General features: G+C 63.8%; 26 protein-coding genes. 12 read left to right on the forward strand and 14 right to left on the reverse strand.

Annotated elements, in window-relative coordinates; translation table 11 throughout:
- Window positions 1-13: 13 nt before the first annotated feature.
- Window positions 14-607: a cysteine hydrolase family protein gene (locus BRA1253DRAFT_RS36010; RefSeq protein WP_007602472.1), complete on the reverse strand. Its 594-nt coding sequence runs from the start codon at window positions 605-607 to the stop codon at window positions 14-16.
- A 132-nt stretch (window positions 608-739) separates the two neighbouring features.
- On the opposite strand from BRA1253DRAFT_RS36010, the gene BRA1253DRAFT_RS36015 reads away from it, so the two are divergent.
- Together BRA1253DRAFT_RS36015 and lepB are read left to right on the forward strand one after the other, a co-directional pair.
- Entirely contained in the window at window positions 740-1573 is an 834-nt protein-coding gene (locus tag BRA1253DRAFT_RS36015) for a LysR family transcriptional regulator (RefSeq protein WP_035995675.1), read from the forward strand.
- A gap of 108 nt (window positions 1574-1681) precedes the next feature.
- Window positions 1682-2428 carry a signal peptidase I gene (gene lepB / locus BRA1253DRAFT_RS36020; RefSeq protein ID WP_007602474.1) on the forward strand — a complete coding sequence of 249 codons (747 nt, stop codon included), beginning with the start codon at window positions 1682-1684 and terminating at the stop codon, window positions 2426-2428.
- Between the two features lie 237 nt (window positions 2429-2665).
- Here lepB and groL read toward each other — a convergent pair whose 3' ends face one another.
- Together groL and BRA1253DRAFT_RS36030 are read right to left on the reverse strand one after the other, a co-directional pair.
- Window positions 2666-4306, reverse strand: coding sequence for a chaperonin GroEL (groL, locus tag BRA1253DRAFT_RS36025; RefSeq protein ID WP_007602475.1), 1641 nt, complete (start codon window positions 4304-4306; stop codon window positions 2666-2668).
- 44 nt (window positions 4307-4350) lie between these two features.
- Window positions 4351-4665 (reverse strand): co-chaperone GroES, encoded by a 315-nt coding sequence (locus BRA1253DRAFT_RS36030; protein ID WP_007602476.1) that lies wholly within the window; start codon window positions 4663-4665, stop codon window positions 4351-4353.
- Window positions 4666-5043: 378 nt separating this feature from the next.
- Between BRA1253DRAFT_RS36030 and BRA1253DRAFT_RS36035 the strand changes: the two genes are divergently transcribed.
- Together BRA1253DRAFT_RS36035 and BRA1253DRAFT_RS36040 are read left to right on the forward strand one after the other, a co-directional pair.
- Window positions 5044-5331 (forward strand): usg protein, encoded by a 288-nt coding sequence (locus BRA1253DRAFT_RS36035; protein WP_007602477.1) that lies wholly within the window; start codon window positions 5044-5046, stop codon window positions 5329-5331.
- A 149-nt stretch (window positions 5332-5480) separates the two neighbouring features.
- Window positions 5481-6020 carry a cupin domain-containing protein gene (locus BRA1253DRAFT_RS36040; RefSeq protein ID WP_007602478.1) on the forward strand — a complete coding sequence of 180 codons (540 nt, stop codon included), beginning with the start codon at window positions 5481-5483 and terminating at the stop codon, window positions 6018-6020.
- A gap of 12 nt (window positions 6021-6032) precedes the next feature.
- Here the strand turns inward: BRA1253DRAFT_RS36040 and BRA1253DRAFT_RS36045 are convergent, their stop codons facing one another.
- Together BRA1253DRAFT_RS36045 and BRA1253DRAFT_RS36050 are read right to left on the reverse strand one after the other, a co-directional pair.
- Entirely contained in the window at window positions 6033-8159 is a 2127-nt protein-coding gene (locus BRA1253DRAFT_RS36045; protein WP_007602480.1) for a tetratricopeptide repeat protein, read from the reverse strand.
- 121 nt (window positions 8160-8280) lie between these two features.
- Window positions 8281-9330 carry a LysR substrate-binding domain-containing protein gene (locus BRA1253DRAFT_RS36050; RefSeq protein ID WP_245286041.1) on the reverse strand — a complete coding sequence of 350 codons (1050 nt, stop codon included), beginning with the start codon at window positions 9328-9330 and terminating at the stop codon, window positions 8281-8283.
- A 25-nt stretch (window positions 9331-9355) separates the two neighbouring features.
- Between BRA1253DRAFT_RS36050 and BRA1253DRAFT_RS36055 the strand changes: the two genes are divergently transcribed.
- The gene (locus BRA1253DRAFT_RS36055; protein ID WP_007602484.1) at window positions 9356-10276 is read left to right on the forward strand and encodes an amino acid ABC transporter substrate-binding protein; all 921 of its coding nucleotides are present in this window, start codon (window positions 9356-9358) and stop codon (window positions 10274-10276) included.
- A 27-nt stretch (window positions 10277-10303) separates the two neighbouring features.
- Window positions 10304-11374 carry a low specificity L-threonine aldolase gene (locus tag BRA1253DRAFT_RS36060; RefSeq protein WP_007602486.1) on the forward strand — a complete coding sequence of 357 codons (1071 nt, stop codon included), beginning with the start codon at window positions 10304-10306 and terminating at the stop codon, window positions 11372-11374.
- A 126-nt stretch (window positions 11375-11500) separates the two neighbouring features.
- Here BRA1253DRAFT_RS36060 and BRA1253DRAFT_RS36065 read toward each other — a convergent pair whose 3' ends face one another.
- Window positions 11501-12751, reverse strand: a complete 1251-nt coding sequence (locus BRA1253DRAFT_RS36065; protein WP_007602488.1) for a NupC/NupG family nucleoside CNT transporter — start codon at window positions 12749-12751, stop codon at window positions 11501-11503.
- Window positions 12752-12909: 158 nt separating this feature from the next.
- Here BRA1253DRAFT_RS36065 and BRA1253DRAFT_RS36070 point away from each other — a divergent pair, with 158 nt between their 5' ends.
- On the forward strand, window positions 12910-14148 hold the full coding sequence (locus tag BRA1253DRAFT_RS36070) for an MFS transporter (RefSeq protein ID WP_007602490.1): 1239 nt from the start codon (window positions 12910-12912) through the stop codon (window positions 14146-14148).
- A 156-nt stretch (window positions 14149-14304) separates the two neighbouring features.
- Here BRA1253DRAFT_RS36070 and BRA1253DRAFT_RS36075 read toward each other — a convergent pair whose 3' ends face one another.
- The 5 genes from BRA1253DRAFT_RS36075 to BRA1253DRAFT_RS36095 form a co-directional block, all read right to left on the reverse strand.
- Window positions 14305-15063 (reverse strand): SDR family oxidoreductase, encoded by a 759-nt coding sequence (locus BRA1253DRAFT_RS36075; RefSeq protein WP_007602492.1) that lies wholly within the window; start codon window positions 15061-15063, stop codon window positions 14305-14307.
- A 26-nt stretch (window positions 15064-15089) separates the two neighbouring features.
- Window positions 15090-15848 carry a peptidase gene (locus BRA1253DRAFT_RS36080; protein ID WP_007602494.1) on the reverse strand — a complete coding sequence of 253 codons (759 nt, stop codon included), beginning with the start codon at window positions 15846-15848 and terminating at the stop codon, window positions 15090-15092.
- A 123-nt stretch (window positions 15849-15971) separates the two neighbouring features.
- Window positions 15972-16820, reverse strand: a complete 849-nt coding sequence (locus BRA1253DRAFT_RS36085; RefSeq protein ID WP_007602496.1) for a transglutaminase family protein — start codon at window positions 16818-16820, stop codon at window positions 15972-15974.
- Between the two features lie 109 nt (window positions 16821-16929).
- On the reverse strand, window positions 16930-17874 hold the full coding sequence (locus BRA1253DRAFT_RS36090) for an alpha-E domain-containing protein (RefSeq protein ID WP_007602499.1): 945 nt from the start codon (window positions 17872-17874) through the stop codon (window positions 16930-16932).
- A gap of 4 nt (window positions 17875-17878) precedes the next feature.
- Entirely contained in the window at window positions 17879-19297 is a 1419-nt protein-coding gene (locus BRA1253DRAFT_RS36095) for a circularly permuted type 2 ATP-grasp protein (RefSeq protein WP_007602500.1), read from the reverse strand.
- Window positions 19298-19574: 277 nt separating this feature from the next.
- Between BRA1253DRAFT_RS36095 and BRA1253DRAFT_RS36100 the strand changes: the two genes are divergently transcribed.
- The 3 genes from BRA1253DRAFT_RS36100 to BRA1253DRAFT_RS36110 all read left to right on the forward strand — a co-directional run bounded on the left by BRA1253DRAFT_RS36100 (window position 19575) and on the right by BRA1253DRAFT_RS36110 (window position 21598).
- On the forward strand, window positions 19575-20312 hold the full coding sequence (locus BRA1253DRAFT_RS36100) for a molybdopterin-binding protein (protein WP_007602502.1): 738 nt from the start codon (window positions 19575-19577) through the stop codon (window positions 20310-20312).
- Between the two features lie 33 nt (window positions 20313-20345).
- Window positions 20346-20873: a xanthine phosphoribosyltransferase gene (gene gpt, locus BRA1253DRAFT_RS36105; protein ID WP_007602504.1), complete on the forward strand. Its 528-nt coding sequence runs from the start codon at window positions 20346-20348 to the stop codon at window positions 20871-20873.
- Between the two features lie 107 nt (window positions 20874-20980).
- A complete protein-coding gene (locus BRA1253DRAFT_RS36110) occupies window positions 20981-21598 on the forward strand; it encodes a hypothetical protein (RefSeq protein ID WP_007602506.1) in 618 nt (205 codons plus the stop codon).
- Here the strand turns inward: BRA1253DRAFT_RS36110 and BRA1253DRAFT_RS36115 are convergent.
- Both BRA1253DRAFT_RS36115 and BRA1253DRAFT_RS36120 read right to left on the reverse strand, forming a co-directional pair.
- On the reverse strand, window positions 21595-21858 hold the full coding sequence (locus BRA1253DRAFT_RS36115) for a hypothetical protein (RefSeq protein WP_245286113.1): 264 nt from the start codon (window positions 21856-21858) through the stop codon (window positions 21595-21597). The genes BRA1253DRAFT_RS36110 and BRA1253DRAFT_RS36115 overlap by 4 nt on opposite strands.
- Window positions 21827-22849, reverse strand: coding sequence for a methionine synthase (locus tag BRA1253DRAFT_RS36120; protein WP_007602507.1), 1023 nt, complete (start codon window positions 22847-22849; stop codon window positions 21827-21829). The genes BRA1253DRAFT_RS36115 and BRA1253DRAFT_RS36120 overlap by 32 nt, the downstream gene beginning before the upstream one ends.
- 110 nt (window positions 22850-22959) lie before the next feature.
- Between BRA1253DRAFT_RS36120 and BRA1253DRAFT_RS36125 the strand changes: the two genes are divergently transcribed.
- Together BRA1253DRAFT_RS36125 and BRA1253DRAFT_RS36130 are read left to right on the forward strand one after the other, a co-directional pair.
- Complete coding sequence (locus BRA1253DRAFT_RS36125) at window positions 22960-23568, forward strand: 2-hydroxychromene-2-carboxylate isomerase (protein WP_007602510.1); 609 nt, start codon at window positions 22960-22962, stop codon at window positions 23566-23568.
- Window positions 23568-24545, forward strand: coding sequence for an NADPH:quinone oxidoreductase family protein (locus tag BRA1253DRAFT_RS36130; RefSeq protein ID WP_007602512.1), 978 nt, complete (start codon window positions 23568-23570; stop codon window positions 24543-24545). Before BRA1253DRAFT_RS36125 ends, BRA1253DRAFT_RS36130 begins: the two co-directional genes overlap by 1 nt.
- Before the next feature lie 105 nt (window positions 24546-24650).
- Here the strand turns inward: BRA1253DRAFT_RS36130 and BRA1253DRAFT_RS36135 are convergent, their stop codons facing one another.
- Window positions 24651-25541, reverse strand: coding sequence for a crotonase/enoyl-CoA hydratase family protein (locus BRA1253DRAFT_RS36135; protein ID WP_007602513.1), 891 nt, complete (start codon window positions 25539-25541; stop codon window positions 24651-24653).
- Window positions 25542-25589: the final 48 nt, after the last annotated feature.

The raw sequence follows: 25589 nt of genomic DNA on the forward strand, positions 1-25589 counted from the left end.
CGCCCACGCTCCTTCAGGTCAACGTCTCGGTTTGCGCGATGATCGCAAACCGGTCCGACAATTCGGCCAGGGCGACCTCGTGAATGGTCTTCGCGGAGAGCGCTCCGCCGCGGCCGTCGGGAAGATCGCGTGTCGCACAGGCATCGGCTGCGATCGTCGTGCGCAGGCCGAGGTCGAGCGCGGCGCGGGCGGTCGAGCTGATGCACATATGGGTCATGAAACCGGCCAGCACGATGTTCGTGCGTCCGGTTGCGGCCAGCCGGACCTGCAGGTCGGTGCCGGCAAAAGCGTTCGGCAGCGCCTTTTCGATTACAGCTTCGCTGGCGAGCGGCGCCAGGTGCCTGACGATCGCACCGCGCGCGGCCTCGCGGTCGAACAGGCTGCCGGCACGTCCCTTGTGCGCGATATGGAAGATCGCAGCGCCGCTCGCCCTCGCGCGGGCGAGCAGGCGCGCGGCGGCGGCGATCGCGGGCTCCGCATCCGGCAAGGCAAGCGGGCCGGCGCAATATTCGTTCTGGATGTCGATCAGCACGAGGCAGGAATCGCCGAGCCCGGGCGGAGTGAGATCGGCGCCGGACAATTCAAGCAGAGTTTTGGGGGCGGTCATGCGGGTCGGGCCTTCCTAAGGAATATCGGATGGTGCGACACTAGCGCGGTGGCGGCCTGCTAATGTGCAGGACTATTGCAGCATATGGCTGCAAATTTGCAGGAGCCGACCGTGCCTGCTAGGCTCATCGCCATGAACTGGGACGATCTGCGCATCATCGCCGCCGTCAGGGACGAGGGCACCTATGCCGGCGCCAGCGCACGGCTGCGCATCGACGAGACCACCGTCGGCCGCAGACTCGCACGCATCCAGCGCGATCTCGGCGTACCGCTGTTCGATGCGGTGGACGGCCAGCGCCGGCCGACGCGGAGTTGCGAGGCGGTTCTGGCGCATGTCGAGGCGATGGCCGCACATGCCGCCGAGATCGGTCGCGTCGGCGAGAGTCTGGCAGGCCCGGTGGGACGCCTGCGTATCGCCTCCACCAACACGGTCGCCGAGGAGGTTCTATCGCCGCGCGCGAGCGACTTCCTGCGCACCAATCCCGGCCTGACGCTGCAATTCCTCACCTCGAGCGAGAACGTCAAGTTCTCGCGCTGGGAAGCCGATCTCGCGATCCGGCTGCGCAAGCCCGACAAGGGCGACTTCGCGATCTCCAGGCTCGGTGACGTCAAGCTCTATTATTTCGAGCCTGTTACGACGGAGGGCGAGCCGATGCTGTGCGCCTATCCGGACGAACTCGGTGCCATTCCCGAGATGCAATTCCTGCGCGCGAAGAAAGCCCGCGCGCGCTGCGTCACCGACAATGTTCGGGTCATCCGTAACCTGATCCGCGCGCATCAGGCCGCCGGCGTGTTGCCCGAGCATGTCTGCGCGGACTTGCTCGGTGACCGCCGTTTGCGCGCCACACTGCTGCCGGGGCGCCGCGACGTCTGGCTGCTGGTGCAGAACCACCTCAAGCGGGATCCGGCGACGCGGCTCACCATCGAATGGATCCGCCGCTGCTTCAGCGATCTCGCGCGCGGCTGATTGCGGGCGTGAACGCGATCCGCGGGCGGCGCGACCAAGTTATGGGATTGCGCGCGCGCAAAGGTTGCGTAGTCTCGCAACGAGCACGGGCTTGATCAGGGCAGGCGCATGACCACTCTTCAGGAAACCATCCACCCGCAGGCCAAAGTGCGGGAATGGAAGGCGATCGTCATCCTGATCCTCCTGATCCCGGTGCTGTGGTCGCCGCCGTTCCTGTTTCGCATCTTCCTGTTTCAGCCGTTCAACATCCCGTCCGGCTCGATGACGCCGACGCTGGTCGTCGGCGATTACGTCTTTGCCGCAAAATATGCCTATGGCTATGGCCGCTATTCGTTTCCCTTCGCGCCGTCATGGATATCCGGGCGTTTCCGGGCCGCCGAGCCCGAGTATGGCGACGTCGTCGTGTTCCGGACGCCAAAGGACACCTCGGTCGACTATGTCAAGCGCGTGGTCGGGCTGCCCGGTGATCGCATCCAGATGCGGCAGGGCCAGCTCGTCCTCAACGACCGCCCGGTGACGCGCGTCGCTCTGAAGCAGGTATTCGCCGGCTCCAGCTGCGGCGTGGACGCCGCTGCGAAGGCCAAGCGCTGGCGCGAGACGCTGCCGAACGGCGCGTCCTACGTCACGCAGGACTGCGTCGACAACGGCTACTACGACAACACCGACGTCTACACCGTGCCGCCGGGCCATTTCTTCGTGCTCGGTGATAACAGAGACAACTCGAGCGACAGCCGCGTGATGTCGTCGATCGGATTCGTGCCGATGGACAATCTGGTCGGCAAGGTGACGCGGATAGTCTGGTCGCTCGACCAAGAGGGCGAGCCGCACATGGAGCGACTGGGGAAGGTGTGGTGAGGCCGCTCCGCCATTCCCGGGGCAGTGCGCGGCGCCTGCATGAATTGAGTTCGTAGCCTGGATGGAGCGCAGCGTAATCCAGGAGACTGCTCGCGCCGGATACGGTGCCCCGGATTGCGCTCCGCTCCTTCCAGGCTAGGGACTATGATCGCGGGGCGCGTGAAGCGATCCTCCAAAAACAAAACCCCGGCATCGCTGCCGGGGTTTCGCATTTTGTCGTTTGCCGGAATGGCTGGATCAGAAATCCATGCCGCCCATGCCGCCGCCCGGGGGCATCGCCGGACCGGCGCCGCCCTTCTTGGGCAGCTCGGCGACCATGGCTTCCGTGGTGATCAAGAGAGCCGCAACCGAGGCTGCGTTCTGGATCGCGGTACGGACCACCTTGGTCGGGTCGATGATGCCCTTCTTGACGAGGTCGACATATTCGCCGGTCTGGGAGTCGAAGCCGTAGGCGTACGACTTGTTCTCGAGGACCTTGCCGACGATCACGGAGCCGTCTTCACCGGCATTGATCGCGATCTGGCGAGCGGGCGCGGAGAGCGCCTTGCGCACGATCTCGACGCCGGTCTTCTGGTCGTCGTTCTTGGTGCGCAGGCCCTTGAGCTGCTCGGAGGCACGGAGCAGGGCGACGCCGCCGCCCGGGACGATGCCTTCCTCGACAGCGGCGCGGGTCGCATGCATCGCGTCATCAACGCGATCCTTGCGCTCCTTCACCTCGACCTCGGTCGCGCCGCCGACGCGGATCACTGCGACGCCGCCAGCGAGCTTGGCAAGACGCTCCTGGAGCTTCTCACGGTCGTAGTCCGAGGTGGTTTCCTCGATCTGCGCCTTGATCTGAGCCACGCGCGCTTCGATGTCGGCCTTCTTGCCGGCGCCGTTGACGATCGTGGTGTTCTCCTTGTCGATCATCACCTTCTTGGCGCGACCGAGCATGTTGAGCGTGACGTTCTCGAGCTTGATGCCGAGATCTTCCGAGATCGCCTGGCCGCCGGTCAGGATCGCGATGTCCTGCAGCATGGCCTTGCGGCGATCGCCGAAGCCCGGAGCCTTGACGGCCGCAACCTTGAGGCCGCCACGGAGACGGTTCACGACCAGGGTCGCAAGCGCTTCGCCTTCGACGTCCTCGGCGACGATGACCAGCGGCTTGCCGGTCTGCACCACGGCCTCGAGCAGCGGCAGCAGCTCGTTCAGCGAGGAGAGCTTCTTCTCGTTGATGAGGATGTAGGCGTCGTCCATCTCAACGCGCATCTTGTCGGCGTTGGTGACGAAGTAGGGCGAGATGTAGCCGCGGTCGAACTGCATGCCCTCGACGACGTCGAGCTCGGTCTCGAGCGACTTGGCTTCCTCGACGGTGATGACACCCTCGTTGCCGACCTTCTTCATGGCGTCGGCGAGGAACTTGCCGATCTCCGCGTCACCGTTGGCCGAGATGGTGCCGACCTGGGCGATCTCGTCGTTCGAGGTAACCTTCTTGGAGTTCTTGACGAGGTCCGCAACGACGGCTTCGACCGCGAGGTCGATACCGCGCTTCAGGTCCATCGGGTTCATGCCGGCGGCAACCGACTTGGCGCCTTCGCGCACGATCGCCTGGGCCAGCACAGTGGCGGTGGTGGTGCCGTCGCCGGCCGCGTCAGCGGACTTCGAAGCGACTTCGCGCACCATCTGCGCGCCCATGTTCTCGAACTTGTCCTCGAGCTCGATCTCCTTGGCGACGGTGACGCCGTCCTTGGTGATGCGGGGAGCGCCGAACGACTTGTCGAGCACGACGTTGCGGCCCTTCGGACCGAGCGTGACCTTCACCGCATTGGCGAGAATGTCGACGCCGCGGAGCATCTTGTCGCGCGCATCAACGGAGAATTTAACTTCTTTTGCTGCCATCTGGATTTTTTCCTTAGGTGTTTAGCTGGATAAGAGAGGGGCTCTTAGGCCGCCTTCTTCTTGGAAGCGGGGACGTCGAGGACGCCCATGATGTCGCTTTCCTTCATGATCAGCAGATCGATGTTGTCGATCTTGACCTCAGTGCCGGACCACTTGCCGAACAGCACGCGGTCGCCGACCTTCAGGTCGATCGGGATCAGCTTGCCTGCTTCGTCGCGGCCACCCGGGCCCACGGCGACGATCTCGCCCTGCGAGGGCTTTTCCTTGGCCGTGTCGGGAATGATGATGCCGCCAGCGGTCTTCTCTTCTGCGTCGATGCGCTTGACCACGACGCGGTCGTGAAGCGGACGGAATTTCATGCAGTTCTCCTAAGCTTTTGCACGAGTTGGGAATTTTGGGTTGTTAGCAGTCTGCGCCCGCGAGTGCTAGCACAGGCACAGCTGAGATAAGGCAGGATTTTGGCGGGAGCAAGGGCTTGTAGCAGAAAAATAGCACTCGGAAGCGCCGCCTGCCAAAATCTCTTTCCATCGTTAATCGTGCTCGGCGCCCGTATTAGCACGGAGCCACATCTGCTGCTAACGCATTGAATTTCAACAGCTTGTTAAACTTTTGGGCTTGAGATGGATTGTCAGTTTGCGTCACATTTCACTCATGTGAGCGCATCTCCGCCGGGTGGCTCGTAGGGCGCGTACCGGAAAGCCATCCCTTGAATATGCGCTCCTGCAAAGGAGGTTGGCATGGTCTCGCGAGTTGGGGTTGTTTCCGACGACTTCCGGAAACAGGTGCTGGGTTACGGGCTGACGACGGCCGAAATTCTCTACCGGATGCCGGATCATCGCTCGCTGCTCCAGACCTATGTCTGGCAGAACTACGACATGTTTCCGAAATTTCCCGCGCTGACGGATTTCCTGGCGTTCTGGCAGAAGAAGCTCGACGGGCCGCTATTCTCGGTCACGGTAGCGCATTCCAAGCTGATCAAGCCGGCCGAGCTGCGCGCGGTGGACGGCGTGTTCCGGCTGCATTGAAGTCGGAGCTGTAGGGTGGGTTAGCGTCAGCGTAACCCACCATGCTTCAACGGTTGCGGAACGAAGTGGTGGGTTACGCTGACGCTAACCCACCCTACGATTTCGCATTCTGTGCTAGCCTCTCCCCATAACAACAGGGGAGGCCGCTCATGGCCAAGAAAGCAAAATCGCGTAGCGCATCGCAGGCGGCGGTGAAGAAGCAAAGCGGGGCCAAACCCGCAGCACGATCCACGGCGCGCAAGGCGGTGAAGGCAAAAGCCCCCACGACAACGGCCAAGTCATCCGTCAAGAAAACCGCGCGGCCCAAGCAGCGCATCGCGATCAGCCATCACCGCGAGGAAGACTTCAAGGCCGACGGTCTGCGCACCTACGCGAAGTATCGCGATCTCGGCATCGCCGCCGCGAGCCACGGCCTCGCGCAAGCGCACGTGATCCGGCTGCAAGGCCCCTGCAATCCGGACGAGGTGTCGAAGCTGCACTTCCACGACGTCGAATTCCAGATGGTCTACGTGCTCAAGGGCTGGGTGAAGACCTATATGGACGGAGAGGGCGAGACGCTGATGAAAGAAGGCAGCGCCTGGACCCAGCCGCCGAAGATCAAGCACATGATCCTCGACTATTCGGACGACGTCGAACTGCTGGAGGTGATCCTGCCGGCGGAGTTCAGGACGGTGGAGTTGAAGGCGTAGGCGACGCGCAGATCAGCCGCCGTCGTTGCAATAGCGTTTCCACATCGCGCGATAGGCATCGTCCACCGCTTGCGCGTATGAGACGGGGTTGCCGGCGGCGGCAGCCTTGATTTGTCCGGGCAGTTCGCCGCGCAACTTATCGAGCTCGCTGATCTGCGACCCACGGCTCGCTGCGATTTCGACATACGCCTCATCGCTATCCGCGACCCAGTCCGGCAGGCCCAGCGCGGCAAGGATGGAGGCGGCAGCACGGCTCGGCAGGCTATGACCGAGCTTCGCCACCACCGGCACGCCCATCTGCAAGGCTTCCCAAGTGCTGACGCCGCCATTCTGCGGGAATGGGTCGAGACCAATATCGACCCGATTGAACGTTGCCAGATGTTCGTCGCGCGACGTGGCTCCGAGCAGATCGACGCGTTCGGCCGGCAATCGGCAAGCGGCAAACCGCGCCAGCAGGTTGTCGCGGACCAGCTGAGCGTCCAGCGCGGTATCCTTGATCAGCAGTCGCGAACCCGGCACCCGCTCGAGAATCCTGGACCAGACTTCCACTGCCTCGTTCGAAATCTTGCTGATGCGGTTGAAGACACCGAACGTGACGAAGCCGTTCGCAATCGCCGGCGTCGGCGCCCGCGCAATCCCCGCCGGCAGCGGCGCCAGCGTCACAAAGCACGGCAGGTCAACGATGGTCTCCGCAAACAGATGCCGAACCGCGACAGGAATCGCGACCGGATCCGAGAATAGATAATCGATCGTTGGCAGCCCGGTGCCGGTACCGTGGCCCCAGCCATGCACCTGAACAGGTGCCGGCTTGCGCGCAAACACACCGAGGCGGTTTCCGCTGGTATGGCCGGACAGATCGATCAGGATATCGACGCCATCGGCGCGGATCTGAGCGGCGAGGCGATCGTCGGACCATTGCGAGGCGTCGCGCCAGCGATCGGCGATCCCCTGAAATTCGCGGGTCGTCGCATCCGTTTTTGATGAACACGCGTAGCACACGATCTCGAACTGTGCCTGATCATGGTGCTGCAGGACCGGCTTGAAAACGAACGCCGCCGAATGTGCGTGAAAATCCGACGAGACATAACCCAGCACCAGACGGCGATCCGGATCGCGGCTGTTATCATGCGGTCCCGCCGCCGCTGAGGCGATCTTCGCACCGATCTGCTCCCACCATACATGTCGCGCTTGCTGATGCTGCGCAACGCTGGCGTCGGCCATGAAATCGAGGGTGAATATCTTGCTGGAGATCGTGCTCTGATCAGGCTCAATGTCGAGGGCTCTGTCGAAACTGGCGAGGGCTTCGTCAACCCGGCCAAGTGCCGCGAGACATTGGCCGAGCAGGCTGTGGGCCTGAGAGAAGCCGGGATCGGTCGCGAGAGCCATCTCGCAATCGGCCAATGCTTCAGCAACTTGCCGGGTCAGGAGCAGGATGCTGGCCCGCCGGAGCCACCCATTCGCGTCATCGGGTGCCAGGGCGATTGCTCGATTGCAATCCGCCATGGCTTCGTCAAATCGCTGAAGTTCCCGCAATGCAACGGCGCGGGTCGACAGCGCCGAGGCATAGTCAGGCTTGATCGATAGCGCGCGGTTTAAGCTTGCGATAGCCTCGTCATAGGCGCGCAGACGGCAGAGCGCCCAACCCCGGCCGTTATGGGCTTCGGAAAGTTTTCCGTCGATTGCGAGCGCCTTGTCGTAGCTCTCGAGCGCTTCCTGGTAAAGTTCAAGGGCCGCGCTCGCGTTCCCGAGATTGGACAGGGCTAAGGCGTAGTTGGGTCGGAAGGCGAGGGCCTTTCGATAGCTCTCGCGGGCCTCATTGTGACGTTTGAGCCCGTTGAGCGCGACGCCCAGGCTCATATGAGCTTCGGCAGATCGCGGATCCACGGCAACCGCTCGGCTCAGCAGAACTTGCGCTTGCTGATAGTTTTTGGCTTCAGACTCCAAGACGCCCAGCAAATGAAGCGCGATGAATTGGTTGGGCGCGAGCTCCAGGAGTTCGCGATAGGCCGCCTTGGCCTCGCGGAGAAGTCCCGCTTTGTGCAGCTGGAGGGCGCGCGCGAGCAACGGCGTCACCTCGGCTTTTTGCCGTTTCTGAAGCCGGGCATTTTGAAATGCCCGCTGGCCTGCGCTGTTGCTCATGAATCAATTCCACCCGAATCTCCTGAAGAGATTAACATGGAAGGATTGTCCGGATTGCGCTGCGCTCTATCGGAGCTGCGACGGCACCAGCCTCACACAAGCTTCACGCCGGATCGACCCACTACCGCTCGAGATAGCCCAATTCCGCGCTCATGACCTTGCGAGCATATTCGCTGAAGGCATCAATCAACCGGGCGCGCGCGGCATAAGGCGGATAGAGCAATGCGATCGTAACGGGGACAGCCGGGTTGAAGGGGCGCGTGACCAGATCCGCGCCAGAGCTTTCGTCATGCGCGGCAATCGGGTTGATAATGCTGATGCCGAGGCCCGCCGCGACCAGGGCACAGACCGACGCGCCCAGATCGGTCTCCGCAACAATGCGGCGCGCGACGCCCGCCTGCGCGAAGATCGTATCGATGCGATCGTAGAGTGGGCTCCCCGTGGCGAAGGAAATGAAGGCCTCGTCGGCGAAATCGGCGGGACGCAACGTCTTCTTCTGCGCAAGACGATGCGCCTTCGGCATGATCGCGACGCAACGGGTCTTGAGCACCGGCTCGACATGCACCCCGGCAACCTCGCCGTAGAGCATCGCCAATCCGGTGTCGCAAAGCCCGGAACTGACCCAGTCGTGCACGGCGCTCGCCGTGCCGGATCGGATCGAGATCATCACATGCGGATAGTCCACCTTGAAGCGTGCCGCGATGCGCGTCAGCAGGCCGCCGGCCAGGCGCGGCATCGCCGCAACGCTTAACCGACCCATACCGAACGAGCGGATGCTGGCTGCGCTGGCCTCCAGTCCTGCCAAGGCGATGAAAGTCTTCTCGACCTCCTGGAAAAAGCGCGATCCGTCCACCGTCGGGCGGAGGCGGCCGCCACTGCGGTCGAACAGCGGGAATTGTGTGATCGCTTCCAGCTGTCCGATCAAGCGGCTGATCTGGGGTTGCGAGGTATGCATGCGCTGAGCCGCCTGCGTCATCGATCCCGTCACGAAGACCGCCCGAAAAGCCTCCACATGCTTCAGGCCCATGCGTCTGGTGGCCATATCAAATCCGTATAGGAGAGTATGAAACTGGAATTTCATCAGATCGGGCTTTTCGACGATAGTCCAGAGCATGAAGCCCGTTCGTACGGAGCTGTCCTGTGGTTGCTCACCCGCCGTGGAGGGCGTCACCGACATTCGCGACAAGAGGGGACATATGAAAGCGACAATGATCAAGGCACTGGCCGCGGCGACCGTCGCTGGTGTTCTTCTTTCCAGCGAGGCCATGGCCCAGGGTGCGAGCAGGCTCGACAAGATCCGTGAGAGCGGCTCGATCACATTGGGGTACCCCGAGATCTCGGTGCCCTTCGCCTATCTCGACGGTAACCAGAAGCCGATCGGTTACACCGTGGAAATCTGTGAACAGGTGGTGCAGGCGATCAAGACGGCCCTCAAGCTCCCGAAGCTCGAGATTCGCTATAACCCCATAACCTCGGCGACACGGATTCAGCTGCTCGCCAACGGGACGATCGATCTCGAATGCGGCAACACGACCAACAATGTCGAGCGGCATAAACTCGTTGCCTTTGCTCCCACCACCTTCGTTGCGCAGGTTGTCCTCGTCGCGCGCAAGGATGGGGGGGTCGATGTCAACGAGCCGGCTTCGTTTCGCGGCAAGGCCATCGCCGCCCAAGCCGGCGGCCAGACTTTCAAGGTGATTACGCTGATCAACGCCAGGGACAATCTCGGCATCACGGTGGTGCCAGCCAAGGACACCGCCGAGACCTTCTTGTTGGTGTCGACGGGCCGTGTGGCCGGCACCGCCAACGATGACGGTCTCGCCTATGCCACGGTCGCATCGTCCAGAACGCCGGATGACTTCCTGATCGGTAGCAAGAGTCTCGAGACGGCGCCCTATGGTATCGTCCAACCCAAGGATGACCCTGCTTTCAAGAAGATGGTCGACGATGCCGTGATCGATCTGATGAAGAGCGGGCAGGTTGCGGCGCTCTACGACAAATATTTCAATTCACCGATCCCGCCGCATGGCCTCAACCTGAAATTTCCGATGAGCGCCGCCCTGAAGCGGGCGCTGGCCAACCCGACGGATTCCGGCGACCCGGCAGTCTACGAATGACGCGACAAGCGCTCTAGAGGTCTCGCAATGGCACATCAACACGACACGAGTCCGGCGGGCGCCGGGTTGCCACCCATCGACCTGCGCAGCGATACTGTCACCAAGCCGACCGAGGCGATGTATGGCCGCATGGCCTCTGCGCCGCTCGGCGATGACGGGCTGGACGGTGACCCGACGGTGCAAGAGCTGGAGGCCGTCACAGCTGCGGCGTTGGGCAAGGACGCCGGCCTGTTTGTGCCGAGCTGCACCATGGCCAATCTGCTGGCGACGCTGGCGCAGTCGCAGCGCAGCGAACAGATCGTGCTGGAATCGAATGCCCATATGTACACCTCGGAACGAGGGGCGGCGACGTTTACCGGGCAGTTCTATCTTGCAATAGCCGGCACCGCCGGAGCTATGGACCTGAATTTGTTGGAGGACGCCCTGCAGGGCGAAGGGCTCAAGCTCGGGACCGCTCTTGTCGCAATGGAAACCTCGCACAACAACGCGAGCGGCGCCGTATTGCCGCTGGATCATATGCAGGCCGTGCACGCCATGGCCTCAGCCCGCGGTGTGCCGGTGCATCTCGACGGCGCGCGGCTGTTCAACGCCGCCGTCGCCCTTGAAACGACGCCGGCCGAGGTTGCGAGACATTGCGACACGGTGTCTCTGTGTCTGTCGAAGGGCCTGAGCGCACCCGCCGGTGCCGTGCTCGCCGGGCCGCGCGCGGTGATCGACAGCAGTCGCAGGTTTCGCCGCATGCTCGGAGGCACGCAGCGCCAGATCGGCGTCCTCGCCGCGGCCGGCCTGGAGGCGGTTCAGGTCATGGGGCCGCGTCTGGCGGAGGATCACCGGCGTGCGCGAGCCCTGAGTGATGCGTTGAACGCGATGCATCCAAACATCAGCGCGACAATCCCGCAGACGAACATCGTGCAGGTTGATGTCTCTCTCTCCGGGCGCGACAGCGCCGTGTGGTCGGGGGCTCTCGAAAAGGCGGGCCTGCGGGCGAGGCCTTGGGGCAAGCATCGCTTGCGTTGTGTGACCCATCGCCATATCGATGATGCGGATATTGATCGTGCGGTCATGGCATTTCGCACCGTGGCTGCGGCTTTGGTTTAGACATCTGCCGATGTGAATCGGGTCTCTTGTAGCCCGGATGGAGCGAAGCGAAATCCGGGGCCGCTGCTTGCGACCGATAGGCTTTCCCGGATTGCGCTGCGCTCCATCCGGACTACGAGATCGTTACTACGTCAGCACGCCCACCACCGCCCCCATCAGACACGTCGTCAGCGTCCCCGACACGATCGACTTCAGCCCGAGCGCGTTGATTTCCTCGCGCCGTTCCGGCGCCATCACGCCGAGACCGCCGATCATGATGCCGAGGCTGGCGAAATTGGCGAAGCCGCACATCGCATACAGCATGATCAGGCGCGAGCGCGGATCGAACGTGCCGGGCGGCAGCTTCGAGAAGTCGACATAGGCGATCAGCTCGTTCAGCACGGTTTTCGTGCCCATCAGGCTACCGGCGGTGATCGCCTGGTCCCACGGCAATCCCATCAGCCAGCACACCGGCGCCATCACGAGGCCGAGCAGGCGCTGCAACGAGATCGCGGCGCCGCCGATATCCGGCAGCAGGCCGAGGATCGCATTGACGAGGTAGACCAGCGCCACCAGCACCAGCAGCATGGCGACGATGTTGATCAGCAGCTCGATCCCCGCGCCGGTCCCTTTCACGATCGCATCCATCGTGCCGGAGACTTCCATGTCGGGATCTTCCAGTGCGCCGCCGGTGCGCTTGTCGGATGTCTCGGGCACCATGATCAGGCTGACCAGGATCGCGGCCGGCGCACCCAGCACCGAGGCGATGACGAAATGCGCGGCTGCATCGGGAATGAGGGGAGCAAGGAGCGTCGCATACAGCACCAGCACCGTGCCGGCGATGCCGGCCATGCCGCCGGTCATTACAAGGAATAACTCGCTGCGGGTCATCTGCGCGAGATAAGGTCGCACGAACAGCGGCGCCTCGACCATGCCGAGAAAGATGTTGGCGGCGGTCGAGAGCCCGACCGCGCCGCCGACGCCGAGCGTCCGCTCGAGCAGCCAGGCCATGCCGCGCACCACCGGCGGCAGCACGCGCCAATAGAACAAGAGCGTCGTCAGCACGCTCATGACCAGCACGATCGGCAGCGCCTGGAACGCCAGGACGAAATCGGCACCCGGTGCTTTCAGGTCGAAGGGCAGGGGACCGCCGCCGACATAGCCGAACACGAAGGAGGAGCCGGCGCGCGAGGCCGCCGAGATCGCGCCCACGGCGTCGTTGATGGTACCGAAGGCGCGCGCGACGACGGGCACCTTCAGGAGAACGATCGCGGTGACGAAGGTAGCGATGAGGCCGATCGCCGCCTGGCGCAGCGAGGCCGCGCGGCGATTCTCGCTCAGGACCAAGGCGATCAACAGCAATGCGAAAATGCCGAGTGCCGATTGCAGCCGCAGCATGATGTCCCCAAACCCCGATGATTATGGCCACCCCTGCATTGCAAACGCAATGCCGGAAAATTGTCGGAGCGTCCCGCTGTTGACAAGCAGGTCCGCGTCAGCCACCCGGAGCACGTCGCCATCAGGAGCCGGATAGTCCGAACGTGACCGAAGAGGCGATGCCAAGCCAGCCAATATCGGGAAACCCGCCGGTCAGCGCCCGCGCGCTCCTCTCCCATCGCGCCTTCCTGTTCTTTCAGCTCTCGCGCAGCTTGTCGCGTTTCTCCAGCCAGATCGCGGCGGTCGCGATCGGCTGGCAGATTTACGATCTCACGGGCTCGGCCTTCGATCTCGGCATGGTCGGCCTCGTGCAATTCCTGCCCACCGCGCTGCTGGTGTTCGTCGCCGGCCATGCCGCCGACCGCTACGAGCGCAAGCGCGTGGTCCAGCTCTGCCAGCTCGTGGAAGCCGCGACCGCGCTCTATCTCGGCGTCATCACCTATCTCGGCTTGGTCAGCGAACTTCAGATTTTCGTGGCAACCTTCGTGCTCGGCATTGCCGGAGCCTTCGAAAGTCCGACCACTGCCGCGCTGCTGCCGGCGATCGCGCCGCAGGGCTCGCTCCAGCGCGCCACCGCCGTCTCCAGCGGTGCGGCGCAGGTCGCGACCATTACAGGGCCGGCGCTCGGCGGTTTTGCCTACGCGGTTGCGCCGCATCTCGCCTACGCGGTGATGGTGCTGTTCTGGATCTTCGGGATGATCCTGACCGGCTTCATCCGGCCGCGCCCGCAGGCGATCGCCAAGGATATGGCGGGAGCCGACGATATCTTCGCCGGCGTCCGCTTCATCCGCAGCAATCCGGCGATCCTCGGCACCATCTCGCTCGATCTGTTCGCGGTGCTGTTCGGCGGCGTCACCGCGCTGTTGCCGATCTATGCCCGAGATATCCTCCAGACCGGTCCGATGGGGCTCGGGATCCTGCGCGCCGCGCCCGCGGTCGGCGCGCTGCTGATGACCGTGGTGCTGGCCCGACACGCCATTTCGCGGCATGTGGGCCTGCGCATGTTTCAGGCCGTGATCGTGTTCGGCGTCGCAACGATCGTGTTCGCACTGTCGTCCTGGATGTGGCTGTCGGTGCTCGCGCTCGCCGTTCTCGGCGCGGCCGATACGATCAGCGTCGTGATCCGCTTCTCGCTTGTGCAGCTCGCGACCCCCGACGAGATGCGCGGCCGGGTCGGTGCGGTGAACTTCCTCTTCATCAACGCCTCGAACCAGCTCGGCCAGTTCGAGAGCGGGGTTGCCGCCGCACTGTTCGGCGCCATGCCAGCTGCCGTGCTGGGCGGCGTCTGCACGGTCGCGGTGGCGCTGTTGTGGATGAAGCTGTTTCCGAGCCTGCGGCAGGTGGAGAGTTTGGAGTAGGGGAAGGCCTCGTGTCCCGGACGCGGTGCGGCACGAAGTGACGCGCCGCAGAGCCGGGACCCAGAACGCCAAGAACGAGGTCGCGGATGCGTGGGCCCCGGCTCAGCAGCGCGTCATTGCATGCCGCGCTGCGTCCGCGGGGCACGAGAGCGGCGTTCAACCCCGCCCGACGAACGGCATCTTGGTTGCCATGACGGTCATGGTCAGCACGTTGGCATCGAGCGGCAGGCCGGCCATGTAGGCGACGGCATCGCCGACCGCTTTCGCGTCCATGCGCGGCTCCTGCTTCGACGTGCCGTCGGGCTGCAGCACGCCGGGACCGTTGACCATGCGATCGGTCATGGGAGTCGCGGCATTGCCGATGTCAACCTGGCCGACTGCGATGTCGTACATGCGGCCGTCGAGGTTGGACGCCTTGGTGAGGCCGGTGATGGCGTGCTTGGTCGAGGTATAGGCCGCCGAGAACGGCCGCGGCGCATGCGCCGAGATCGAGCCGTTGTTGATGATGCGGCCGCCGCGCGGGCTCTGGTCCTTCATGATGCGGAAGGCGTGCTGGGTGCACAGGAACGGGCCTGTGAGGTTGGTGTTCACTACCGCCTGCCACTGCTCGAGGCTGAGATCCTCGAAATTCACCGGCGGTGCGCCCATGCCGGCATTGTTGAAGAGCACGTCGAGCCGGCCATAGGTGGCCTTCACCTTGTCGAACAGCGCGGCGATCGAGTCCGGCTTGGTCATGTCGGCGGTGACGCAGAGGCTTTTTCCCGCAGGACCGAGCTTGGCCGTCTCCTCGAGCATGTCGGGCCGGCGCCCGACCAGCACCACGGTGAAGCCGGTGTTCATCAGCGCCAGTGACGCCGCGCGCCCGACTCCAGTGCCGGCGCCCGTCACCACCGCGATCTTTTTCGCTTCACTCATCGTTTCCTGCCTTTTCTCTTGATCTGTCAGGTTTTGGATTCTTTTTCGTTCTTGTAGGGCGGCCGCGGAATGTTCTGATGTGCGGCGCGCAAGGCCGCCGACCAGCGCGAGCGCAAATCGTGGAAATAGGGCTCCCCCGCCTCGATGCGGTGGTTGAGATCGGCCTCGCAGGCGTCGGCGCGCACGACCAGTACGTCGATCGGCAGGCCGACGCCGAGATTCGAGCGCATGGTCGAATCCATCGAGATCAGCCCGGTCTTCAGTGCCTCGTAGAGCTCGACGTCGTAATGCATGGCGCGGTCGAGCACCGGCTTGCCGTATTTGTGCTCGCCGATCTGCAGATAGGGTGTGTCGGTGGTGCATTCGATGAAATTGCCGGCGGTGTAGACCATGAACAGGCGCATGCGCGCGCCGCTAATCTGGCCGCCGAACAGGAAGGAGACGTCGAACGACACGTCCTCGGATCTCAGCGCCGGGCCCTCGGTCGCGTGCACGGCCCGGATCGCCCGGCCAATGCGCTGGGCGGCCTGGAACATGGTCGGCGCGTTCATCAGGGTCTCGATCTCACCCGTGTTGGGGTCTTCGAGGCCCTCGGTCAGCGTCGAGAGCACCGACTGGCTGACGGCGAGGTTGCCGGCGCTGGCGATCGCCATGATGCGGTCGCCGGGCTTGGAGAAGATGTGGAGCTTACGGAAGGTCGAGACGTTGTCGAGGCCCGCATTGGTGCGGGTGTCGGCGATCATCACCAGACCGTCCCGAACCAGAATTCCGCAACAATAGGTCATTTCCAGTCCCCGAACGCGTTTGCGCGGAATTACTAGCCAATTTCAAGGGCCGCTCCAACCCCCGATTGCCGCGGGGCGGCAGGGTGGAAACCGACTGTGGGTGAGGGGCGCGCGCGGCGCGGCTCAGCTCTGCCGCTGGGACTGCGATTGCGACTGGCCGCCGCGGCCGGCCTGCTCGACCTTGACCGCCACCGACAGCGTCTCCGCGCCGCCGCCATAGCGGGTGCCGCGCACGGGGGCTGCGCCGAGATAATCCAGCCCGATCGCGACGCGGACATGGGCGTCGGTGGCGCAGATGCTGTTGGCGGGGTCGAAGCCGACCCAGCCGAGACCGTCGACATAGGCCTCCGCCCAGGCATGGCCCGCGTCCTGATGCACCGTGCCGTCTGAGCGCAGGAAGTGGCCGGAGACAAAGCGCGCCGGCACGCCCCCGCTGCGCGCGCAGGCGATGAAGATGTGCGCGTAGTCCTGGCAGACGCCGCGCTTGAGCGTGAACGCTTCCGCCGCCGACGTGCCGCTGTTGGTGGGGTCCTCGTCGAACGTCATGTGATCGCTGATTTGCGTCATCAGCGTGTGCAGGAAGCCGAGCGTGTCGCTCTCGGCCTCGCTGCGCAGCTGGCGCGCGACCGCATTCATCGCCGGATTGACCGCGGTGAGGTCGGTGGCGCGCAAGAACATGCCGGCCGGAAAGCGCTCGTCGGCGCCGCGAAGAACGCCGCCGGTGTCGTGGGTCTCGATCAGGCCCTCGGCGGTGATCTTGATGTCGCCGACGGGTCCGCAGGACAGCACATGGGTGACGTTGCCGAACGCGTCCTCGTGGGTGTCGAGCTTGGTGTCGGTCGACACGTCGATCTGCCACTCCGCCACATATTGCCCGTCATGGCTGCCCGGCGTCATGCGCAGGATCTGGATCACGCTCGTAGCCTGCGGCTCGTAGCGATAGGTCGTGGTGTGCAGGATTCGCAGGCGCATGGTGGACCGTGATTTCTAAATGGTCATTCCGGGGCGATGCGTCAGCATCGAACCCGGAATCTCGAGATTCCGGGTCTGGTCCTACGGACCATCCCGGAATGACAGAAGGTCAGATCAAATACTGCTTCGTGATGATTTCGCCCAGCCTGGAATTGTCCGAGATGAATTCCTGAATGAATTCATGCACGCCATGCTGGAAAATGTCGTTCATATTGCTGTGTTCCAGCCGGTTGCGGATGCCGCGGGCATGGCGCTGGGCCGGGCCCTGGCGGCCATAGGCGACCCCGATCTGATCGAGATTGCGCACGAGGTTGCCGTAGCAGCTCGCCAGTGACCGCGGCAGCGTGTCGTTGAGGATCAGGAGGTCCGCGATTAGCCAGGGTTTCAGCGTCTCGCGATAGACCCAGTGGTAGGCCGTCAGCGCCGAAACCGAGCGCAGGATCGAGGTCCACTGGTAGAAATCGAGAGGGCCGCCGACATGCTCCTCCTCGGGCAGCAGCACATGGTATTTCACGTCGAGAATACGCGCGGTGTTGTCGGCGCGTTCGAGATGCAGGCCCATCCGCGAAAACCAGTACGCGTCGTTGCGCAACATGGTCCGGTAGGCCGAGCCGTCGAAACGCAGCGAGGTCTCCTGCACGAAGCGCAGGAACTTTGCGAGATCCTCGCGCGTGGAGGTCCCTCTGCTCCAGACCTCCTGCAGTTCGATCCAGGCCGAGTTGATGGTGTCCCACATCTCGCTCGTCAGCGCTGTGCGAACCGAGCGCGAATTCAGCCGCGCCGCCTCGATGCAGTTCCTGATCGAGGACGGATTGTCCGCGGAGAACGAGAGATAGTCGACGACGTTGTGCTCGTTGGCTTCTTCATACTGCTGATAGAAGCTCGCGGCGACGCCGGCGGTCAAAAGCGCCGAGTCCCATTCGTTGGTCTTGCCGATATAGGCGGCGGGAAGCGCGGTGACGCGCAGCGTCGCATCGATGGTGCGCGCGAGGTACTCGGCCCGTTCGACGTAACGGGCGAGCCAATAGAGGTTTTCGGCGGTACGCGACAGCATCTCTCTACTCGTCCAGGATCCAGGTATCTTTGGTGCCGCCGCCCTGGCTCGAATTCACCACTAGGGAGCCTTCCTTCAGGGCAACGCGTGTCAACCCGCCGGGCACGATCGTGGTGCTCTTGCTGCCGGTGAGCACGAATGGTCGCAGGTCCACGTGGCGCGGCGCAAGGCCGGATGCCGTGCAGGTCGGGCAGGTCGAGAGCGCCAGCGTCGGCTGCGCGATGAAGCCTTCGGGCTCGCGCTTGAGCTTTTCGCGGAAGGCTTCAATCGTCGCCTTGGTCGCGGCAGGTCCGATCAGCATGCCGTAGCCGCCGGAGCCGTGCACCTCCTTCACGACGAGTTCGTTCAAATTGTCCAGCACATAGGCGAGATCCTTCGGCTCGCGGCAGCGCCAGGTCTGCACGTTCTTCAGAATCGGCTCCTCGCCGAGATAGAATTTCACGATCTCCGGCATGTAGGAGTAGATCGCCTTGTCGTCGGCGATGCCGGTGCCGACGGCGTTGGCGAGCGTGATGTTGCCGGCCGCGTAGGCCGACATCAGCCCGGGCACGCCGAGCGCCGAGTCGGGGCGGAATGTGAGGGGGTCGAGGTAGTCGTCGTCGACGCGGCGGTAGATCACGTCAACACGCTTCACCCCTTCCGTCGTGCGCATGAACACTTCGTTGTTCTTGACGATGAGGTCGCGGCCCTCGACGAGTTCGATGCCGAGCTTGTCGGCGAGGAAGGAGTGCTCGTAATAGGCCGAGTTGTAGACGCCCGGCGTGAGGAGCGCGACGGTCGGCTCGCCGGAGGCGCTTTGCGGCGCCACCGAGCGCAAGGCGGACAGCAGCTCGTCCGGATAGCGTTCGACCGGCGCCACCCTGTGACGGGCGAACAGATCCGGAAACAGCCGCATCATGATCTCGCGGTTTTCCAGCATGTAGGACACGCCCGAAGGCGTGCGCGCATTGTCCTCCAGCACGATGAAGTCCTCGGCATCGACCCTGATGATATCGATGCCGGCGATGTGCACGTAGACGTCGTGCGGCACCTGCTGGCCATTCATCTCGGGACGGAACACCGGGTTCTGGAAGATCAGATCGGCGGGCACGATCTCGGCGCGCAGGATATCGCGGCCGTGATAGATGTCGCGCAGGAACATGTTGAGCGCGCGCACGCGCTGCTTCAGGCCCTTCTCCAGCAGCGACCATTCCTTGCCGGACATGATCCGCGGGATCACGTCGAAGGGGATCAGGCGCTCCGTGGATTCGGAGTCCCCGTAGACCGCGAAGGTAATGCCGATGCGGCGGAAGAGGAGCTCGGCCTCCTGGCGCCGATATTCGAGCGCCTCGGGAGGCGTCTCCTTGAGCCAGCGCGCCAGCTCCTGATAGGCGGGGCGAAGGTCCCCACCGGGAATGTTCATTTCATCAAACGCGACTGCCATAGATCCCGACTTGTCTCCGCAAGGCGTTGCGCCATTCGACAGGCCGCCAGGCCTTGGTGAAGACCGCAACGTCCTGGCCATGCGGCAAGAGTGCATGACTTTCATGCGGTAGCAAGGGCCGGGCCAGCGCGATAAGCATGGGGAGAGGACATTTGCCGGGGATGGCCGGCGGCTTGCCTGAAAAAATGGCTGAGGACTGCTTATTTCGGCAGCAAAACCGCGTGACTTCAACGCGTTACCTCGGCAAAGTCGCGCCGATAGGTGAGGGACTTGAGGTATGAGCGAGATCGTCACGGCGGGTATTCTGGTCATTGGGGACGAAATCCTGTCCGGCCGGACTAAGGACAAGAACATCGGCTTCATCGCCGAATACCTGACCAATATCGGCATCGACCTGAAGGAGGTCCGGGTCGTCTCCGACGACGAGCCCGACATCATTGCCGCGTTGGATGCATTGCGGCATCGCTACACCTATGTCTTCACCACAGGTGGCATCGGGCCGACCCATGACGACATCACCGCCGACAGCGTCGCCAAGGCGTTCGGCGTCGGCATCGACCATCACCCGGAGGTGGTCGCCCGTTTCCGCGAGCGCTGGAGCGAGCAGGATCTCAACGAGGCCCGCCTGCGCATGGCCCGGATTCCTGATGGTGCCGAGTTGATCCAGAGCGCGACCATCCTCGCCCCCGGCTTCAAGATCGGCAATGTCATCGTGATGGCGGGCGTGCCCTCGATCATGCAGGCGATGATGGACATTGTCTCGCCCAAGCTGAAATCGGGCGTGCGCATGCTCTCCGAATCGGTCCGCGCCAATGCGCGGGAAGGCGACATCGGCGGCCCGCTGCGGGCGATTGCCGCCGAACATCCCGACACCATCATCGGCAGCTATCCCTTCACGGATGAAGAGCAGAAGCCCAACACCAATCTGGTGGTGCGCTCGCGCGATGCGGACAAGTTGGCGGCGGCGATGGCCGCGGTGAAGGCAATGCTGGCGGGATTGAATATCACCCGCTAACAACCAAGCTGCCGGCAGACGAAGGAGACGACAATGGCTGGTGAAGCACCGGAACTGAGTGCGGAAGAACGGGCGGGCCGCCCCTTTCCGGTCTCGTGGGACCAGTTCCACCGGGATTGCCGGGCGCTGACCTGGCGGCTCAACGAGGTTGGTCCGTTTCATGCGGTGATCGCGATCACCCGGGGCGGGCTTGTGCCAGCTGCGATCGTGGCCCGCGAGCTCGGCGTGCGCGTGATCGATACGGTCTGCATCGCCAGCTACGACCACGACAAACAGGGCGACCTCAAAGTGCTGAAGGGCATCTCCGAAGACGTGATGAAGCTCGGCGGCGGCACCGGCAAGGGGCTCCTGATCGTCGACGACCTCGTCGATACCGGCAAGACCGGCAAGCTGGTGCGCGCGATGCTCCCCGATGCGCATTTCGCCACCGTCTACGCCAAGCCGAAGGGACGTCCGCTGGTCGATACCTTCATCACCGAAGTCTCGCAGGACACATGGATATTCTTCCCCTGGGACACCGCGCTGTCCTACCACCCGCCGCTTCGCGACGGGGCGGCGTGAGTATCACCGTCATTGCGAGCGCAGCGAAGCAATCCAGAAATGTGTCCGCGGAAATAGTCTGGATTGCTTCGTCGCTTCGCTCCTCGCAATGACGGGCAGAAGCGACCATGCCCCTGCAAAACCGCGTCACGCCGACCGGCGAGATCATTGCCACGCCACATCGCGGCCTATTCACCGGTAACCGCGGCATCATCCATGATCCCGCGACCAAGACGCTGCTGAAAAAGCGCTGGTCGTCGCCGGCCTGGATCACCTGCCTATGTGAATTCCGCGGCTGGCGGCGGCCGGTGATGGCGCGGCGGAGTTGGACCGAACTGTTCTTCCTGGACGAGGCCACCGCCTTTGCCGCAGGCCACCGTCCCTGCTTCTTCTGCCGCCGTGACGATGCGAAGCGCTTTCGCAATGCATGGGAAGCAGGGAATGATGCAAGCGGCATCAGCGCCAAGGCGATGGATGCCGTACTGCATCGGGAACGACTCGAGCGCGGCAAGAAACGGCTGCATGCGCTGCCGAGGCCGCTCGCGGAATTGCCGGACGGCGCGATGGTGCAGCAGGGGGATGACTGCTTCCTCGTCGCGCAGGGCAAAGCGCTGCTGTGGTCATTCGCGGGCTACGCCGCGTATCCGAGCGCCCTCGATCATCCGATGCTGTTGACGCCGCCTTCCACACTCCGCGCGATCAACTCCGGATATCAGCCTGTGCTGCATCCGACCGCGCGCCGCTAGCGCAGCGGATTGCCGTCTTCATCCACTGTCGTGCGCGCATCGCGCAGCGCCCATTCGCGGATCACTTGACGGCACCGGATCAGTTCGACTTCGTTGGCGGCGTTCGCCTCCCTCGATGCTCGCTCCACCATCGCCTTGCAGGTGAGGAGCACCGAGCGATCCTCACCGCGCGCCGGCAGTGCGATCGCCGCAAGCGTCGCAACAACGAAAGCGGATCGGACCACCGCCTTAACCCAGCTTCTCGCGTGCCAGCGCAGCACCGGCCCCAAGCGCCATCAGCTTGGCTTCGGCGATCTCGCGCCGCATCGGCGCCATGCCGCAATTGGTGGTGGCGATGATGTTGCTCTTGGGCACGAATTTCGACACCGCGTCGATCACCTGCACGACGTCATCGGCCGTCTCCACCGTGTCGCTGGCGACGTCGATCACGCCGGCCTGCACGATCTTGGTCTTGAGCAGGGCAAGCAGGTCGAGCGGCACCTTCGAGTTGCGGCATTCGATCGCGACCTGCTGGATCGGGCTGGCGTCGATCGCGGGAAAGATCTGCTCGTACTGCCGCCATTGCGCGCCGAGCGTTTCCTTCCAGTCGGTGTTGGCCTTGATGCCGTAGCCGTAGCAGATGTGAACGGCGGTGGCGCAGGTCAGGCCCTGCGCGGCGCGCTCCAGCGCCTTGATGCCCCAGTCGTTGACCTCGTCCATGTAGACGTTGAAGGCGGGCTCGTCGAACTGCACGAGATCGACGCCGTCGGCCTGGAGCGCCTTGGCTTCCTCGTTCAGGAGCTCGGCGAACGCAAAGGCCATCTTGACGCGGTCGCCATAGTAGCGATCGGCAATGGTGTCGATGATGGTCATCGGGCCGGGCAGGGTGAACTTGAGCTTCTTCCTCGTGTGCGCGCGGGCGACGCGCGCCTCGTCGGCGTGGACGCGGCTCTTCAGCCGGAGCGGGGCGACGACCTGCGGCACCATCGCCTTGTAGCGATCCTTGCGGATGCCCATCTCGACCTTGTGGGCGAAATCGATGCCCTCGATCTTCTCCAGGAAACCGTGGACGAAATGTTGCCGGGCCTGCTCGCCCTCGGTGACGATGTCGATCCCGGCATCCTCCTGGACCTTGACGGCAAGCATCGTCGCATCGCGCTTGGCGCGGACGAGCTCGTCGCCTTGCGACTTCCAGGGCGCCCAGAGCATGTTGGGTTCGGCGAGCCATTCCGGCTTCGGCAAGGAGCCGGCGATCGTGGTTGGAAACAGCATGGCGGCCCTCTCGGCGAGTTGTGATTGCGCCCCTTCCTGCCATGTCTTAACGTCGAGGTACAGAACAACAAAAGTCGCCTTGAAACCGGCGGCGTCGGACCGGAAACGCCATGATCGAATTCTTCTTCGACTGTTCCAGCCCCTGGACCTATCTCGCCTTCCACAACATCCAGCCGCTGGCCAGGGAGGTTGGCGCGGAGATCGTCTGGCGGCCGATCCCGGTGGGCGGCATCTTCAATACGGTCAACCCAAGTGTCTATGCGCAACGTGAGACACCGGTGCCGCTGAAGGCGCGCTACATGAAAAAGGACCTTGCGGACTGGTCGCGCTCGGCCGGCCTGGCGATCAAGATGCCGCCGACGGTATTCCCGGTCAACAGCGTGAAAGCGATGCGCGGCTGCATCTGGCTCGGGCAGGAAACGGTGCCTTTCGCCACGGCGGTGTTCGAGACCTATTGGGGCGAGGACAAGGACATCTCGCAGGATTCAGTGCTCGCCGAGATCTGCAGAAAGGTCGGCGTTGACGAGCAGAAATTCTTCGCAGGCATTTCCGGGCAGGGGATCAAGGATCAGCTCAAGGCCAACACCGAAGAGGTCGTCGCCCGCGGCGGCTTTGGCTCGCCGACGATCTTTGTCGGCAAGACCGACATGTATTTCGGCAATGACCGCCTGCCCTTGATCCGCGAGGCGCTGCTGCGCGGCAAGGCGAGCGCGGCCTGATGGTGCGGGCTGTCGTCTGCCGCACGCTCGGCGCGCCCGAAAAATTGCAGATCGAAAAGTTTCCGTCGCGCGCCCTGAAGCCGGGCGAAGTGCGCGTCGCGATCCGTGCGGCTGGGTTGAATTTTCCAGACGTGCTGATGGCGGCCGGCGAGTACCAGCTCAAGCCGGAGCTGCCGTTTACGCCGGGAATGGAGGCGGCCGGCGACGTGACCGAGGTCGGCGCAGAGGCGAGCGGCGTCGCCGTCGGCGACAAGGTCATCGTCAAGATGCGGCACGGCGCCTTCGCCGATGAAGCAGTGGTGATGCCGTCGCAGCTCACGCCGATGCCATCGACGTTCGACTATGCGGAAGCCGCGACCTATCTCGCCGGGCACGGCACCGCCTATCACGCGCTGATCGACCGCGGCCGGGTTGCGCCGGGCGAGGTGCTGCTGGTGCACGGCGCCGGCGGGGGCGTGGGCCTTGCTGCCGTCGAGATCGGGAAGATGCTGGGCGCGACCGTGATTGCGACGGCCTCCAGCGACGAAAAGCTCGCGATTGCCAGGACGCGGGGCGCCGATCATCTCGTGCGCTACGACCGCGAGCCGTTTCGTGATGCCGTCAAACGTATCACCGACGGTCGCGGTGCCGACGTCGTGTTCGATCCCGTCGGCGGCGAAGTGTTCGAGAATTCGATGCGTTGCATCGCCTGGGGCGCACGGCTGCTGGTGATCGGCTTCACCGGCGGCATCGGCTCGGCGAAAACCAATCTCTTGCTGATCAAAGGCGCCAGCGTGCTCGGCGTGCGAGCGGGCGAAGCGGTACGCAAAAATCCCGCGCTCGGCGAGGTCCGGCTCAAGGCGCTGCTCCAATGGGCCGAGGAGGGCAAGCTGCGGCCCCACGTCTCGCACCGCCTGCCGCTGGAGGAGGTTGCGAAGGCGATGCGGTTGCTGATCGACCGCAAGGCGATCGGGCGCGTGGCGTTGGTGATGGAGTGACAGTGCCGTAGGATGGGCAAAGGCGCGTGAGCGCCGTGCCCACCATTTATCGGCAACCGTGACAAGAATGGTGGGCACGCTTCGCTTTGCCCACCCTACGATGCCCTACTTGTATTCCCGCTCTGTCCACCACGGGAAATAATCCGGCATGTCGCTCGATACCTTGTTCTTGAACTGCGCAGGGCGCTTTTCCAGGAACGACACCACGCCTTCCTTCACATCGTCCGAGCGGCCGCGGGCGTAGATGCCACGGCTGTCGACCTTGTGGGCCTCCATCGGATCGTCGGCGCCCATCATGCGCCACATCATCTGGCGGATCAGCGCCACTGACACGGGCGCCGTCTTCGACGCGAATTCCTTGGCGAGCGCGCGGGCGGTCGGCAGCAGATCATCGGGCGCTACGACCTTGCTGACGAGGCGACCGGCGAGGGCTTCCTGCGCCGGGAAGACGCGGCCGGAATAGCACCATTCCAGCGCCTGCGAGATGCCGACGATGCGCGGCAGGAACCAGCTCGAGGCAGCTTCCGGCACGATGCCGCGCTGGGAGAACACGAAGCCGAACCGCGCGGCATCGGACGCGATGCGGATGTCCATAGCGAGCTGCATGGTGACGCCGATGCCGACCGCGGGTCCGTTCACCGCGGCAATCACCGGCTTCAGGCACTTGAAGATGCGCAGCGTCACCTGGCCACCGCCGTCGCGCACCTGGGAATCACTGTAGTCGACCTTTCCGTCGGCGAAACGCTTCACCGGCCCGCGCCGTGCGTCGCGATCAAAGGTGTCGGCACCAGACGAAAGGTCTGCGCCCGCGCAAAATCCGCGGCCGGCGCCTGTGACGATGATGGCGCGGACGTCGTCGTCCTTGTCGGCGGCGTCGAACGCGTCGATCAGTTCGGCTTGCATCTGCGCGTTGAAGGCGTTGAGCTTGTCGGGCCGGTTCAGCGTGATGGTGAGGATCTGCTCGGCGATTTCGTATTTAATCGTCTCATACGCCATGGTGGTTTCCTTCCCTGTCCTGAATTCTGTCTCGAAGAGACGTCATGC

It is taken from the genome of Bradyrhizobium sp. WSM1253, assembly GCF_000244935.1.
GTDB lineage: Bacteria > Pseudomonadota > Alphaproteobacteria > Rhizobiales > Xanthobacteraceae > Bradyrhizobium > Bradyrhizobium canariense.

Excerpts from the sequence above, each read along its gene's own strand:
- BRA1253DRAFT_RS36010 (WP_007602472.1), bottom strand. The coding sequence starts at position 607 with ATGACCGCCCCCAAAACTCTGCTTGAATTGTCCGGCGCCGATCTCACT.
- BRA1253DRAFT_RS36015 (WP_035995675.1), top strand. The coding sequence starts at position 740 with ATGAACTGGGACGATCTGCGCATCATCGCCGCCGTCAGGGACGAGGGC.
- lepB (WP_007602474.1), top strand. The coding sequence starts at position 1,682 with ATGACCACTCTTCAGGAAACCATCCACCCGCAGGCCAAAGTGCGGGAA.
- groL (WP_007602475.1), bottom strand. The coding sequence starts at position 4,306 with ATGGCAGCAAAAGAAGTTAAATTCTCCGTTGATGCGCGCGACAAGATG.
- BRA1253DRAFT_RS36030 (WP_007602476.1), bottom strand. The coding sequence starts at position 4,665 with ATGAAATTCCGTCCGCTTCACGACCGCGTCGTGGTCAAGCGCATCGAC.
- BRA1253DRAFT_RS36035 (WP_007602477.1), top strand. The coding sequence starts at position 5,044 with ATGGTCTCGCGAGTTGGGGTTGTTTCCGACGACTTCCGGAAACAGGTG.
- BRA1253DRAFT_RS36040 (WP_007602478.1), top strand. The coding sequence starts at position 5,481 with ATGGCCAAGAAAGCAAAATCGCGTAGCGCATCGCAGGCGGCGGTGAAG.
- BRA1253DRAFT_RS36045 (WP_007602480.1), bottom strand. The coding sequence starts at position 8,159 with ATGAGCAACAGCGCAGGCCAGCGGGCATTTCAAAATGCCCGGCTTCAG.
- BRA1253DRAFT_RS36055 (WP_007602484.1), top strand. The coding sequence starts at position 9,356 with ATGAAAGCGACAATGATCAAGGCACTGGCCGCGGCGACCGTCGCTGGT.
- BRA1253DRAFT_RS36060 (WP_007602486.1), top strand. The coding sequence starts at position 10,304 with ATGGCACATCAACACGACACGAGTCCGGCGGGCGCCGGGTTGCCACCC.
- BRA1253DRAFT_RS36065 (WP_007602488.1), bottom strand. The coding sequence starts at position 12,751 with ATGCTGCGGCTGCAATCGGCACTCGGCATTTTCGCATTGCTGTTGATC.
- BRA1253DRAFT_RS36070 (WP_007602490.1), top strand. The coding sequence starts at position 12,910 with ATGCCAAGCCAGCCAATATCGGGAAACCCGCCGGTCAGCGCCCGCGCG.
- BRA1253DRAFT_RS36075 (WP_007602492.1), bottom strand. The coding sequence starts at position 15,063 with ATGAGTGAAGCGAAAAAGATCGCGGTGGTGACGGGCGCCGGCACTGGA.
- BRA1253DRAFT_RS36080 (WP_007602494.1), bottom strand. The coding sequence starts at position 15,848 with ATGACCTATTGTTGCGGAATTCTGGTTCGGGACGGTCTGGTGATGATC.
- BRA1253DRAFT_RS36085 (WP_007602496.1), bottom strand. The coding sequence starts at position 16,820 with ATGCGCCTGCGAATCCTGCACACCACGACCTATCGCTACGAGCCGCAG.
- BRA1253DRAFT_RS36090 (WP_007602499.1), bottom strand. The coding sequence starts at position 17,874 with ATGCTGTCGCGTACCGCCGAAAACCTCTATTGGCTCGCCCGTTACGTC.
- BRA1253DRAFT_RS36095 (WP_007602500.1), bottom strand. The coding sequence starts at position 19,297 with ATGGCAGTCGCGTTTGATGAAATGAACATTCCCGGTGGGGACCTTCGC.
- BRA1253DRAFT_RS36100 (WP_007602502.1), top strand. The coding sequence starts at position 19,575 with ATGAGCGAGATCGTCACGGCGGGTATTCTGGTCATTGGGGACGAAATC.
- gpt (WP_007602504.1), top strand. The coding sequence starts at position 20,346 with ATGGCTGGTGAAGCACCGGAACTGAGTGCGGAAGAACGGGCGGGCCGC.
- BRA1253DRAFT_RS36110 (WP_007602506.1), top strand. The coding sequence starts at position 20,981 with ATGCCCCTGCAAAACCGCGTCACGCCGACCGGCGAGATCATTGCCACG.
- BRA1253DRAFT_RS36120 (WP_007602507.1), bottom strand. The coding sequence starts at position 22,849 with ATGCTGTTTCCAACCACGATCGCCGGCTCCTTGCCGAAGCCGGAATGG.
- BRA1253DRAFT_RS36125 (WP_007602510.1), top strand. The coding sequence starts at position 22,960 with ATGATCGAATTCTTCTTCGACTGTTCCAGCCCCTGGACCTATCTCGCC.
- BRA1253DRAFT_RS36130 (WP_007602512.1), top strand. The coding sequence starts at position 23,568 with ATGGTGCGGGCTGTCGTCTGCCGCACGCTCGGCGCGCCCGAAAAATTG.
- BRA1253DRAFT_RS36135 (WP_007602513.1), bottom strand. The coding sequence starts at position 25,541 with ATGGCGTATGAGACGATTAAATACGAAATCGCCGAGCAGATCCTCACC.